This is a genomic window from Streptomyces sp. NPDC041200 (genome assembly GCF_055591805.1).
In genome coordinates this window covers 108,811-121,471 of record NZ_JBVIZF010000020.1, presented here as the reverse complement: position 1 = coordinate 121,471, position 12,661 = coordinate 108,811, and the positions used below count along the sequence as shown (strand labels likewise).

Genomic DNA, 12,661 nt, shown 5'->3' with positions numbered 1-12,661 from the left:
GTTCCAGGCCAGCAGCCCGGCGAGGGTCACCACGAACGCGGGCACCCCGAGCCGGGCGAAGAAGAACCCGTGCACCGCGCCCACGGCCGTCCCCGCGGCCACCGCCACCACCACCGCGAGCCATTCCGGCATGCCGAGGTACACGTTCAGCACGGCGAACGCGGCGCCCGCCAGCCCGCTGACCGAGCCCACCGACAGGTCGATCTCGCCGATCAGCAGCACGAACACGATGCCCACCGCGACCAGGCCGGTGGCGGCGATGTCCACGCTGAGGTCGGACAGATTGCGCGGCGAGAGGAAGTTGGCGTTCAGCCCCTGGAAGACCAGCCAGATCACGACGAGGCCGAGGATGACCAGGAGCGGACCGCGCTCGCCGACCCGCAGCCCGCGCCGGACCGCCTCGCCGCCGCGCAGCCGGTGGCGCACCGCGTCCGCGTACCCCCGGAAGTTCGCTCCTACGGCCATGCCCCCTCCTCACCCGTCGAGCGGTGGGCCACGGCGTTGTCGGCGGCGCCGGTGATGGAGGAGATGATGCGTTCCTGGGTGGTGGTGGGCACCTCGAAGAGCCCGTTGTTACGGCCCAGGCGCAGCACCGCGACCCGGTCCGCGACGGCCTTGATGTCGCCCATGTTGTGGCTGATGAGGAGCACGCCGAGACCGCGGTCGCGCAGCTCCTCGATGAGGTCCAGAAGCTGGCTGGTCTGCTCGACGCCCAGGGCCGCGGTGGGCTCGTCGAGCAGGAGGACCCTGGGCTCGCCCAGCAGTGAGCGGGAGATCGCGACGGCCTGCCGCTGGCCGCCGGACAGGATGGCGACGGGCTCCCGCACATCGGGGATGCGGATGGAGAGCGTGTGCATCAGCTCGCGGGCCCGCCGCTCCATCTCCACCTCGTCGAGGATCCCGGCGCGGGAGACCTCGCGGCCGAGGAAGAGATTGCCGACGACGTCGAGGCTCTCGCACATCGCGAGGTCCTGGTAGACGGCCGCGATGCCCAGGGCCTGCGCGTCGTGCGGCCGTTTGATCTGGACGCAGCGGCCCTCCCACTCGATGACGCCCTGGTCGGCGGGGCCGACCCCCGTGATCACCTTGACCAGGGTGGACTTGCCGGCGCCGTTGTCGCCCACCAGGGCGACGACCTCACCGGCCCGGATCTGCAGGTCGACGTCCACCAGCGCCTGGACGCCCCCGAAGCGCTTGGAGACGCCGCGCAGCGTCAGCAGGGGAGGGGCAGCCACGGGAATCACCTCCGTCAGCGGGTGAGTCCGGCCTTGTCACAGGCGGGCCGGAGCTTGGGCACGCAGATCTCCTCGATCGTGTACACACCGTCCTTGACCAGGGTCTTCTTGATATTGGCGGCCGTCACGGCGACCGGGGTGAGCAGGGAGGCCGGGATGTTCTCGGTGGTGGGGCTGTCGACCGTCGTCCGGGCGATGGAGCGCAGGCTCTGGCCCCGCCCCAGGGCGACGGCCATGGTGGCGACGGCGTTCGCCTCGGCCTTGAAGGGCTTGTAGACGGTCATGTACTGGTCGCCGGCGACGATGCGCCGCACGGCGTCCAGGTCGGCGTCCTGGCCGGTGACCGGCGGCACCGGCCTGATCCGCTCGGACTTGAGGGCCGAGATGGCACCGGCGGCGATGCTGTCGTTGGCCGCCAGGACACCGCCGATCCGGCGCGGGCCCAGCGCGTTGATGGCGGCCTCCATGTGCTCGTACGCGCTGTCCGGCCGGTACTCGACGATGTCGTACGACTTGCCGATCTTCACCTTGTCCTGGAGGACGGACAGCGCGCCCTTCTTGAACCAGACCGCGTTGGGGCTGCTCGGGTCGCCGTTCATCATGACGACCTCGTGGCCGTCCCCCTTGGCCCGCAGGGCGTCCAGGAGCGCCCTGGCCTGGAGCCTGCCGACCTGTCCGCCGTTGAACGAGGCATAGCCCGAGACCGGGCCCTCGGCGAGCCGGTCGTAGGCGACGACCGGTATGCGCGCCTTGTGTGCCGCCTGCACCGAGGAGCGCAGGGCCTTGGCGTCGACGGCGTCGAGGATCAGCGCCCCCACCCCTCGGGTGATCATGGAGTTCATCTGCCGTTGCTGGCTCGCCACGTCGTCCCCGGCGTTGGCGTGGTCCACGGTGCAGCCGGGGCACAGCTCCTTCACCCGCCTCTCGATCAGCGGCCGGTCGGAGTTCTCGTACCGGGTGACCTGCTGGCTCGGCAGCAGCAGGCCGACGGTGAAGCCGCTCCCGTGCGCCCCGCCGCCGTCTCCGCAGCTGGCCAGGGAGGCGGCCAGCAGTCCCGCGGCCACGGCGGCGACGGCGCCGCGCGTACGGGACATCCTCATGTCAGCCACCTCCCTGCCGGACCCGGGGCCCGGGTTCGGTGTCACCGGGCGCCCGCGGTGGTACGACGATCTCGCTCCACACCTGCTTGCCCCCGCCGACCGGTACGGAGCCCCAGGACGCCGACATCGCCTCGACCAGCAGCAGCCCCCGGCCACCGGTCGCCTCCCAGTCCGTGACCACCGGCTTGGCGGGCGCCCGCGGGGACGAGTCGGTCACCGCGACACGTACCCGGTCCACGGCGTACGTGAGGTCGAGGCGGACCGTGCCGTGGGTGTGCATCAGCGCGTTGGTGACCAGTTCGGAGACGACCAGCAGCGTCACATCGGCCTGGTCCGTCAGCCCCCACGAGCGCAGCGTGCGCGCGGTGAAACGGCGGGCGTGCATCACGGCGTCGGGCAGTCGCCACACCAGCCAGCCGGCCCGGATGGGCCGCACCCGCATGCCGTCGTACCGCAGGAGCAGCAACGCCACGTCGTCGTCCCGCCGGTCGGCCACCGCGAGCAGCGCGTCCGCCATCCGGTCGAGGTCCGCGGGGGCGGTGGCCAGTGCGGCCCGCATCCGGCGCATGCCCTCGTCCAGATGGAGCGTCGAGGACTCCACCAGACCGTCCGTGAGAAGCACGAGGACCGTGCCCGGGGCCAGCGGCTCCGCCGTCATGGGGAACTCCGCGTCCGCGACCACCCCCAGCGGCAGCCCGCCCTCGACCTCCACCTCCTCGGTGGTGGCGTCCGGGCGGCGCACCAGCGGCGGCAGATGCCCGGCCCGGACGAACCAGGCGTTGCCCTCCTCCATGTCCAGCTCGACATAGGTGCAGGTGGCGAACAGATCCGCCTCCATGCCCACCAGCAGCCGGTTGGCGTGGGACACCACCACATCCGGTGGGTGCCCCTCCACGGCGTACGCGCGCACCGCCGTCCGCATCTGGCCCATGATCGTCGCGGCGGCGGCGCTGTGCCCCTGCACATCGCCGATGACCAGAGCCACCCGGCTCTCGGAGAGCGCGATGACGTCGTACCAGTCGCCACCCACCTGGAGTCCCCGCATCGCGGGCAGGTAGCGCGCGACGGCCACCCCGCCGGGCAGCGGTGGCAGACTGCGCGGCAGCAGGCTGCGCTGGAGCATCGTGGCCAACTCCTGCTCGGCGTCGTAGGCGTGCGCCCGCATCAGGGTCTGGCCGACCAGCCCCGCCGTCGCGGTGAGCAGGGAGCGTTCCTCGGGGCCGAACGGATGCGGGGCGTCCCAGCCGATCAGGCACACCCCCGCCACCTGGCCGTGGGCCGGGAGCGGCAGCACGGCCAGCCCTCCGGGGCCGATGCCCGCGAGCCCCGGCTCCAGCTCGGCCCCCGCGGGCCACAGCCGCGGACGGCCCTCCCGCAGCGCCGCCCGCAGGCTCGGCAGCGCGTGCAGGGACGCGTCCGGCCACTCGGAGTGCCACTCCGAACGCCACAGCTGCGGCCACGCGTCGGCCTGCGGCGGATCGAGCCCCACCACCACCAGCCGGTCCGCCTGCAGCTCGGCGAGCGCCACCCGGTCCGCTCCCAGCGGCTCGCCCAGGGCGGCGACCACCACCCGGCTCACGTCCCGGACCGTCATCGCGTTGTCGAGCGCCGTCGTCAGCCACTGCACCCGGGACACGTCGTCGGCGCGCGAGCGCAGCGCGGCGGCGCTGGTGACCACGCCCACGACCCGTTCCGGGCGTCCCGTCGCGTCGGTCGCCACCCGGCAGCTCAGCCGGAGCCAGCGCACCTCGCCGGTCGAACGGCGGATCCGGAACTCCAGCTCGCGGTCCCCGGCCACCTGCGCGGTGGGCTCGACGACCGACAGCAGCGCGGGCAGGTCCTCCGGCACGGTGCGCGCGAGCAGCGCGTCCACCGTGCCGTTGAAGTCGTCCGGTGCGATTCCGATCAGGTCCAGCAGGGTCGCGTCCGCCTCGATCAGGCCGGTGCCGGGAAGCAGCACGAACGATCCGACGCGCAGGCTCCGCAGCGCGGGACCCAGTAGCGTGGTCGCCCCGGTGAGGGCCACCGGGCGGGACGCCCCGGCCGCCCGGAGCCGGGTGGCGATGGCGTCGGCGTACCGCAGCAGAAAGCCCCGCTGCTCCGCCTCGAAGCCGTCCGCGGCGCTGCCCACGACGAGCAGACACCCCAGCCTGCTGCCCTCGCTCCCGAGGGGCACCGCGCCCAGCGAGGCACCGGGCCACCGCACCGCCGACCCGTTCTCCTGGTAGGTGGCGAGTGCCGTGGAGTCCAGCCACAGGGGGCGGCCGGTGCACAGGGCATCGGCGGCGGGCGAGCGGCCGGAGAGCGCGTAGTGCTGCGGCAGGGCGTGCGGAGCCGCGCCGGCCCCGGCCGCCCTCGCGGTCTCGACCAGCCGCAGGCCGTCGCTCCCCTCGCCCAGCACATAGACGGCCGCCAGCGACACCCCGGCGAACGCCAGAACCCGCTCCCTCCCGGTGGGGTCCGGCGCCGGGGACATCGGACCGGCACCATGGGGCATGTTCCCGTCTGCCTCCCCTCCGTGCCGCAGGTACGGGCAGGTGGAAGTCCCCGGAACACGGGCGGCGAGGGCAGGGGTGCCACATCCGGCGATGCCGGACCGCGCCGCCCAGGAGTGGCAGGGCACCCACCCACCAGAATGTCACAGCTCAGGGAAGCCGCAGGGCGGACCGGACGGGCGTGTGGACTATGGCATGCCGACTACAGCAGGTCGACGATGCTGGGCGGCGCGAAGAGGTGGCGGGCCCGGTGCTCCAGGGCGAGCACGGCGGGAAGGTTCCCGGACGCGTCCGACACGCACCGCTCGCACTCCTCGCCGGCCTCGGGCAGCTCCGAGACATGGCGGGTGGCGATGTGCCGGGCCAGCCGGATCTGGGTCGACACGATGGAGTCATGGGGATCGCAGTCGATCCCCGGCCCCAGCTCCTCCAGCGCGGCGTCCACCAGCTTGGGGGCCTGCTTCATCGCCCGGTACAGATCGGTGCACTTGCCGCATCCCCACATCCAGGGCGGAGGCAGTGGCCACTCGTCGGCGGGGTCCACGTTCCTGGCGCTCATGTCGTCACAGTAGCGAACCGAGAAGGCACACACAGTGACTTGACGTAAATCCCCTCAAGAGTGAGGGCAGCGAGACAGGAACGCGGGACCGGCCGTTGTCAGTCGTCGTCTACGGCTTACGGGCGACGCCCGCCCAGAAGGAGACCTCTTCGTCGGTCACATCGCCGGTCTCCACCCCCGGGTTCCCGGTGGCCAGGTCGGTGCGCCAGCGATGCGGCACCACGAGGCCGGGCTCGACCAGCTCCAGACCGGTGAAGAACCGCTCCACCTCGTCCCGGGTGCGGATTTTCCCCTGAATGCCCCCGCTGTGGTAGATCTGCACGGTCCGCTGGGTGGCCTCGGGGTCGAAGTCCGGGGTGATGTGGCTGAGGACGAGATACGAACCGGGCGCGAGCGCGTCGACCAGCTTCCCCACGATCCCGTGCGGCTCCCAGTCGTCCGGCACGAAGTGCAGCAGCGCGCACAGGCTCAGGGCCACCGGCTGGGACAGGTCCAGCACCTCGGTGACGCCGGGGGAGGAGAGGATCGTGTCGGGGTCGGCGACATTCGCGTCGACATACGCCGTGCGCCCCTCGGGGCTGCTGCTGAGCAGCGTCTGCGCGTGGGCCAGCACGATCGGGTCGTTGTCGGCGTACACCACCCGGCACTCCGGGGCCACCGACTGGGCGACCTCGTGCAGATTGGGCCGGGTGGGAATGCCGGTGCCGATGTCGAGGAACTGCCGGATGCCCCGCTCAGCGGCGAGGAACCGGACCGCGCGCTGCATGAACGCGCGGTTGGTGCGCGCCGCGACCATGACCCCCGGCCACAGCGTGAGCACCTTGGCGGCGGCCTGACGGTCGGCGACGTAGTTGTCCTTGCCGCCCAGGAAGTAGTCGTACATCCGGGCGCTGTGCGGTCGTCCCTGGTTGAGCGGGGTGTTGGGGGGCTCCGGCCCACTCCCGGTCTGGGGTGCTACACCTTGCGCGGTCACCTGGCGTTCTCCTCCGTTTCCGGGCGCGATCCGTGGCGATCGCGGCGCCTCTCGCAAGGATCGTAGGCCGCCCGGCGCGGCCGGTTACTCGCGGGTCCGCATAACTGTGCGCGGGGGAGCGGCCGTTGACTCAGCCCACCCGTACGCGGCCGCCCGAGAAGTGGCCGAGCGCCTGGTCGATCTCGCTGACCGACTGACGGCGGGCGAACACGGGGAGGTGGAGCCGCGATACGCCCTTCCAGGACCGCCGCGTCCGGCTCTTCACCTCGGGCTGGTCCAGCCCGGTGGTCCCGGGGGTGGCGCTGGCGCCGGGGGCGAGCGCCACCCGCAGTACGGTGAAGGCCTCACGGCCCTTCACCTGGACATGGGTGATCGCGGCCCAGGGGAGGAAAACGTCCTCGGGCGCCGAGTCGATGACGCAGCTCAGCCCCTCGGGAGATACGCGCATCGCGACCGGGGAGATCTCCTTGACCGCCCAGGTCTGCTTGAGCCGCCGAATCACGGCGAATTGACGCCTGGCGTCGTACAGCCAGATCGGCACCGGCCACGCGAAGAGCAGGTACCACAGCTCAGCACCCCGGAAGGCGAAGGCCGTCGCGCCAATGACGGCGGCGACGGACACGGCGATGACCACCGTGCCCCACGCGGACCAGGGCTTCGTACGCAGCAAGGAGGCCCGCACCCGGGCCACCGCCCCCGGGTCGGTCTTGACGACGTACTCCTGGTCCGACCCCTGTTCCATGTGCATGACCACAGTCTCGATCACCAGGCCAGGGAAGCCAAGTCCCGACCTGGGAGGATGCATCCGTACGACACCGGGAGGACACTGGTCGTAACGGACGCCTGACGGGGAGCCCTTTCATGACCACACCCCGGGACCTGTTGATCGTCACCATGGACGCGGAGCCCAGCCGCCTGGTCGAGCGGGGCGATCTGTCACTCGCGCTCGCCGGGGCCGAATTGATCGACCTCCTCGCCGCCCGGGAGGCCGGGCTGGACGGCGAGCGCGTCGTGCCGGGCCCGGTGGGCGCCCCCGGCGATCCGCTGCTGCACCAGGCCGCCACCTCACTCGTGCGGGAGGAGCCGTACGAGACCGTCGCCGACTGGCTGTGGCGCCGGGGCCGTGGGCTGTCCGCGGACTATCTGTCCGCGCTGGAGGCGGACGGGCAGCTCGTCCGGCAGCGCAACCGCCGCTGGAAGGTGTTCTGGACCCGCGAACTGGCCCTGGTCGACACCGATGCGCGCCGCCGGGCTGCGCACCGCTGGCGGTCGGACGAACCCGTCCTGACCGCCCTGACGGAGGCCATCGGCATCCGCGAGCGGGACGGCGAGGCCCCGAAGGTGTCCGACGACGCCGTGGCACGCGTGCTCGCAGCCCTCGACGACGTGCTCGCGGAGCTGGCGGCCGAGCGGCAGCGGCGGGACCGGCGGCGTGACGCGGCGGCCGTGGACAACGTCCGCCGCGGCTACTGAGCCACGGCGGCCACTGACGCCGCTAGCCGAACCGGCGCGAACCCGACCAGCCCGGATCCCCCGTGGTGGCGAAGCGCACCCACGCCCCGTGCATCTCCGCGGCGAGCGACGGCGGGATGTCCGGCCCGAGCAGCCCGTCCGGCGTCCGCAGCTCGGGCAGGTCGGTGTTGTCGAACACGAACGGCAGTTCCGCGGTGTGGCAGGCGCCGTGCGGGCCGCCCCGCCAGTCGAAGTCGTAACGGAACGCCTTGCCGTGCAGGGACACCAGCCGCTGGCTGCCGCCCCGGAACATCGCGTCGATGGCCGTGCTGTACTCCGGCCGCTGGTAGAGCCGTGATTCCTGGGTGTTCGTGCCCACCAGCAGGTCCACCGGGTGCGCCTCGGGTACGTCGTCCAGGACCACCCCGAACGGGGTGATCCGGGCCCCGGCGGGCAGTTCGTTCACCGCGGACACCAACTGCTCGTCGGGGATGTCGGCGAACCCCGCCACCGTCGCCGGAACGCCCAGCCGGTCGGCCAGCGCCCGGGCCGTCTCCGCCGCCTCCTCGCCGGTCCGCGTGTGCAGTCCGCCGCTCTGGCTGATGGCGCGCCGGAACAGTCCGGCCGCCTCGGGCGTCACCAGCAGCCCACTGACGAGCATCGCGCCCGCCGACTGACCGAACACCGTGACCCGGTCCGCGTCCCCGCCGAACTCCGCGATGTGCGCGCGCACCCACCGCAGCGCGGCGATCACGTCCAGCAGGCCACGGTTGCGCGGGGCGTCCGGCAGATCGAGCCAGCCGGGCGCGCCGAGCCGGTAGTTGAGCGTGACCAGGACGACGCCGTCGCGGGTGAAGGACGTCCCGTCGTACAGCGGCGCCTGGCCGGTGCCGGAGAGGAAGCCGCCGCCGTGCACGAAGACCATCACCGGCGCGTTCGCGTCCGGCCGTACCTCCGGGGTCCACACATTGAGGGTCAGATAGTCGTCGCCGCGCACCCAGCCCGGACCCATCACCGGGCTCAGGTCCACCCCGAACCGCCGTGCCGGGGCGGGGGCGGTCGGCCCCGGCCCGTCGAAACCGCGCACACCGTCCACCGGCGTCGGCGCCGCGAACCGCGCGGCACCGGTCGGGGCGGCGGCGTACGGGATGTTGCGGAAGACCTTCACCGCCATGCCGCCCACTCCTTCACCGCGAACCGGTCGCCGTCGCGCCGCACTTCGGCCGCGCCCGCGCCGGGGAAGTGCGCGGGGAACAGCAGGGCCCCCTCGTCCGAGGCCGCCTCCAGCACCCGGCGGCGGGCGATCCGGGCCCGGTCCTCGTCCTCGTCGAAGCAGGGGCAGTCGTCGGGCTCGGCGATCTGCAGCGGGCTGTGCAGCAGGTCGCCCGCGAACAGCGCCCGGTCCGTGCCCGAGCGCAGCCGTACGACGGCGGAGCCGGGTGTGTGGCCCGGAGCGGCCTCAAGGCGCAGCTGGGAGTCGATGTCGTAGTGGTCGCCCTCCCACAACACGGTCTGTCCCGCCCGGTGGACCGGGGCCACGCTGTCCTCGAAGACGTTCGCCATGCCCGGGCCGGAGCGGGTGCGGTGGCCGTTCGCCGGGTTCCAGTAGTCGAAGTCGGCGCGGGAGATCACGTACCGCGCGTTCGGGAAGGTCGGCCGCCATGCGCCGTCGACCAGTGTGGTGTTCCAGCCGACGTGGTCGGCGTGCACATGGGTGCAGATCACCGTGTCGACGTCCGCCGGCCGCACACCCGCCGCGGCCAGCTCGCCGAGGTAGTTGGTGTCCAGCTGGTGGAAGAGCGGCATGTGCCGATCGCGGCCGTTGCCGATGCCGGTGTCGATGAGGATGGTCCGGCCCTCGCTGCGCAGCACCCAGGTCTGGATCATCGTGCGCACCTCGTCGGCGGCCAGGTCGACGAACTCGGGTGCCAGCCAGCTCTCGTGCGCCCGCCAGTGCTCCATGGGTACGTCGGGAAAGATGGTGTCGCGGGAGAGGCCCCTCGAGGGCAGTTCGACGACGCGGGTGACGTCGACGTTGCCCAGTGTCATGGTGTCCATGCGTCCAGCCTGCTCCCGGGCCCCGGGCCGGCGGTATCCGTCACATGACTGCACCGGCGGATACAGTCGAGTGATGACCATGGTGGGGAGGGAGCGCGAGAGCGCGACCGTGCTCGGAGTGACCAGCGGCGTGCTCATCGTGACGGGAGAACCGGGCGCGGGCAAGAGCAGCCTGCTCGGGCTGGCGGCGGACCGGCACCGGGGCCGGGTACTGCGGATGACGGGCAGCGAGAGCGAGGCGAACCTGCCGTTCGCCGCGCTGCACCAACTGCTGCGACCGGTCCTCGGCGACACCGCCCGGCTGCCCGCCCGCCAGCGGTCGGCGCTGCTCGGCGCGATAGGAGCCGAGGACACCGGGCCTCCCGACCGGCTGCTGCTCGGGGTCGCGCTGCTCGCCCTGCTGTCCGACCTCGCCCAGCGGTCGCCCCTGCTGGTGATCGTCGACGATCTGCAGTGGATCGACACCGGCTCGCTGGAGGCCCTGGCCTTCGCCGCCCGGCGCATCGACGACGAGCCCCTGGCCGTCCTCGCGGGGACTCGGGACACCACGGGCGCGGCCCCGGTGGCGTTCTCCGGATTTCCCACGCTCGCGCTGGGCCCGCTGGACGCCTCCGCCGCGGCCCTGCTGCTGGACCGGCAGCCGCATCCGCCCACCGGCGGCCGCCGGATGCGCATCCTCGACCAGGCCGCCGGAAACCCACTGGCCCTGGTCGAGCTGGCCCGGGCGTACGGGGCCTCCGGCCCGGACATCACGCCTGCCCCGGACCCCACCGGTGAGGACCTGCTGCCGCCCACCGACCGCCTGATGCGGCTCTACGCCGCCGACCTCGACGCCCTGCCCGAGGCCACCCGCCACGCGCTGCTCCTGGTCGCCGCGGACGAACGGGCCGTATCCGGCCGGATCGAGGCGCTGGCCCCGGCCGAGGCCGCAGGACTGCTCCGGATCACCGGCGGTGGCGACGCGCGGCGCGCCCGCTTCCGGCATCCGCTGATACGGTCCGCGATCTACCACTCCGTACCGCTGGCCGACCGGCGCCGGGCGCACCGCGACCTCGCCGCGTCGCTCGCCTCGTCGCAGGCCTCCTCGCAGACCACCTCGCAGACCACCTCGCACACGGCGTCGCCCACCGCGTCGCTCACCGGGGAACCCGACCGCCGCGCCTGGCATCTGGCCGCCGCCGCTGAGGGCCCGGACGAGGAGATCGCCGTCGCGCTGGAGGAGTCCGCGGGCCGGGCCCGGGAACGCGGTGGGTACACCGCCGCCGTCACCGCGCTGGAACGCGCCGCCGAGCTGAGCCCCGCACCCCACGACCGCGCCCGCCGCCTGGTGGCCGCCGCCCGCGAGGCCGTCGCCACCGGCCAGCCCCACTGGGTGCGCGAACTCGCCGCCCGGGCCCGCGCCCTCACCGACGACCCGGCGCTGGTGGCCGAGGCGTCGCTGCGGGTCGGGCAGGTGCTCACGCTGAGCGCCGAGCACGGCACCGCGCTGACGCTGCTGACGCGGGCGGCGGAGGATCCCCGGCTGCGCCGGACGGCCACCGTCCTGGCGTCCGTGGCCGGTTTCTACTCCGGCGACGAGGAGTACCGGCGCACCATACGGGCACGGGCGCAGGGCGACCCCTGGACGCTCACCGTGACCGACCCCATCGAGCACCGCTCCGCACACGTGGCGGCGCTCCCGGCGCTGGTGGAGCGGGCGAACGGCGACCCCGCGCTGCTCAACTCGCTCGGCGCGATGGCCTGGCTGCTCGACGAGACGGCCCTCGCGGTACGGATCTTCGACGACGCCCTCGACCGCTGGCGGCTGCGCGGCGCCCTGCCCACCGGCCTCGGCTGCACCGCCGGGTGGGCGTACCTGGACCACGGGCTGTGGGCGCAGGCCCGGATCGCCGCCGCGAACACCGTCTCCTCCGTCGCCGGGCTGCCCCACCTCGAAGCCGCCGTACGGTCCCTCGAAGCCGCCCCGCTGGCCCTGACCGGCCGGACCGCCGAGGCCCGCACCGCCGCCTCGGACGCCCTCACCCTCATCGACCCGCACCGCAGCCGCGCGGTCGCCGTCCGCGCCCGCTGGGCGCTCGGCATGGCCGCCGTCGCCGAGGGCGACCAGGCGACCGCGTACGAACAGTTCCGCCTGCTGTTCACCGCCGACGGCGACCCCGTCCACTACGCGTGCTCCCACGCCGGAGTGGCCGAACTCGCCGCCGCGGCCGTACGCACCGGCCACCACGCGGAGGCCGCCGCCATCGTGGAACGCACCGAGAAGCGGCTCGCCGACGACCCCTCACCCCGGATGCGCGCGCTGATCCACCGCGCACACGCCCTGCTCGACCCGTCCCGCGCGGAACCACACTTCCACGCGGCCCTGGCCGACCCGGCAGGCCGTCAATGGCCTTTCGAACGCGCGCAGATCCTCCTGGACCACGCCGAATGGCTGCGCCGCGCCCACCGCATCACTGACGCCCGCCCCCGCCTGCACACCGCCCTGGAGACCTTCCGCCGCCTCGGCGCCCAGCCCTGGACCGACCGCGCCGGGGCCGAACTCCGCGCCGCGGGCGTCGACCCGGCCCCCACCACCCCGGACGCCCTCACCACCCTCACACCCCAGCAGCAGCACATCATCCGCCTCGCCGCGAAGGGCCTGAGCAACCGCGAGATCGGCGAACGCCTCTTCCTCTCCCCCCGGACCGTGGGCTCCCATCTCTACCGCAGCTTCCCCAAACTCGGCGTCACGGCCCGCGCCCAGCTCCGCGACGTCCTGGAGGCCTCCGGCCAGACGTAACGCCTGGGCG

General features: G+C 73.3%; 11 protein-coding genes. 2 read left to right on the top strand and 9 right to left on the bottom strand.

From position 1 onward, the window contains the following. From ACZ6CL_RS31485 to ACZ6CL_RS31455, 7 genes are all read right to left on the bottom strand, one after another. Nucleotides 1-465 (bottom strand): ABC transporter permease subunit (locus ACZ6CL_RS31485; protein ID WP_468941866.1); only part of this gene is annotated, 465 nt, incomplete at its 3' end. Then, nucleotides 456-1,235: an ATP-binding cassette domain-containing protein gene (locus ACZ6CL_RS31480; RefSeq protein ID WP_468941864.1), complete on the bottom strand. Its 780-nt coding sequence runs from the start codon at nt 1,233-1,235 to the stop codon at nt 456-458. The genes ACZ6CL_RS31485 and ACZ6CL_RS31480, both read right to left, overlap by 10 nt. A gap of 14 nt (nt 1,236-1,249) precedes the next feature. Beyond that, the gene (locus tag ACZ6CL_RS31475; RefSeq protein WP_468941861.1) at nt 1,250-2,335 is read right to left on the bottom strand and encodes a sugar ABC transporter substrate-binding protein; all 1,086 of its coding nucleotides are present in this window, start codon (nt 2,333-2,335) and stop codon (nt 1,250-1,252) included. Between the two features lies 1 nt (nt 2,336). Next, nucleotides 2,337-4,832 carry a SpoIIE family protein phosphatase gene (locus ACZ6CL_RS31470; protein ID WP_468941858.1) on the bottom strand — a complete coding sequence of 832 codons (2,496 nt, stop codon included), beginning with the start codon at nt 4,830-4,832 and terminating at the stop codon, nt 2,337-2,339. Nucleotides 4,833-5,032: 200 nt separating this feature from the next. After that, entirely contained in the window at nt 5,033-5,389 is a 357-nt protein-coding gene (locus ACZ6CL_RS31465) for a hypothetical protein (protein WP_468941855.1), read from the bottom strand. A 109-nt stretch (nt 5,390-5,498) separates the two neighbouring features. After that, nucleotides 5,499-6,362, bottom strand: coding sequence for an SAM-dependent methyltransferase (locus tag ACZ6CL_RS31460; protein WP_468941852.1), 864 nt, complete (start codon nt 6,360-6,362; stop codon nt 5,499-5,501). A gap of 130 nt (nt 6,363-6,492) precedes the next feature. Beyond that, nucleotides 6,493-7,128, bottom strand: coding sequence for a hypothetical protein (locus ACZ6CL_RS31455; RefSeq protein WP_468941850.1), 636 nt, complete (start codon nt 7,126-7,128; stop codon nt 6,493-6,495). 95 nt (nt 7,129-7,223) lie between these two features. Here ACZ6CL_RS31455 and ACZ6CL_RS31450 point away from each other — a divergent pair, with 95 nt between their 5' ends. Next, a complete protein-coding gene (locus ACZ6CL_RS31450; RefSeq protein WP_468941847.1) occupies nt 7,224-7,835 on the top strand; it encodes a GOLPH3/VPS74 family protein in 612 nt (203 codons plus the stop codon). A gap of 22 nt (nt 7,836-7,857) precedes the next feature. Here the strand turns inward: ACZ6CL_RS31450 and ACZ6CL_RS31445 are convergent, their stop codons facing one another. Continuing rightward, nucleotides 7,858-8,988, bottom strand: coding sequence for a carboxylesterase/lipase family protein (locus ACZ6CL_RS31445; protein ID WP_468941844.1), 1,131 nt, complete (start codon nt 8,986-8,988; stop codon nt 7,858-7,860). After that, the gene (locus ACZ6CL_RS31440; protein ID WP_468941841.1) at nt 8,979-9,872 is read right to left on the bottom strand and encodes an MBL fold metallo-hydrolase; all 894 of its coding nucleotides are present in this window, start codon (nt 9,870-9,872) and stop codon (nt 8,979-8,981) included. Before ACZ6CL_RS31440 ends, ACZ6CL_RS31445 begins: the two co-directional genes overlap by 10 nt. 79 nt (nt 9,873-9,951) lie before the next feature. Here ACZ6CL_RS31440 and ACZ6CL_RS31435 point away from each other — a divergent pair, with 79 nt between their 5' ends. Further along, nucleotides 9,952-12,651, top strand: coding sequence for a helix-turn-helix transcriptional regulator (locus ACZ6CL_RS31435; protein ID WP_468941882.1), 2,700 nt, complete (start codon nt 9,952-9,954; stop codon nt 12,649-12,651). Nucleotides 12,652-12,661 lie beyond the last annotated feature (10 nt).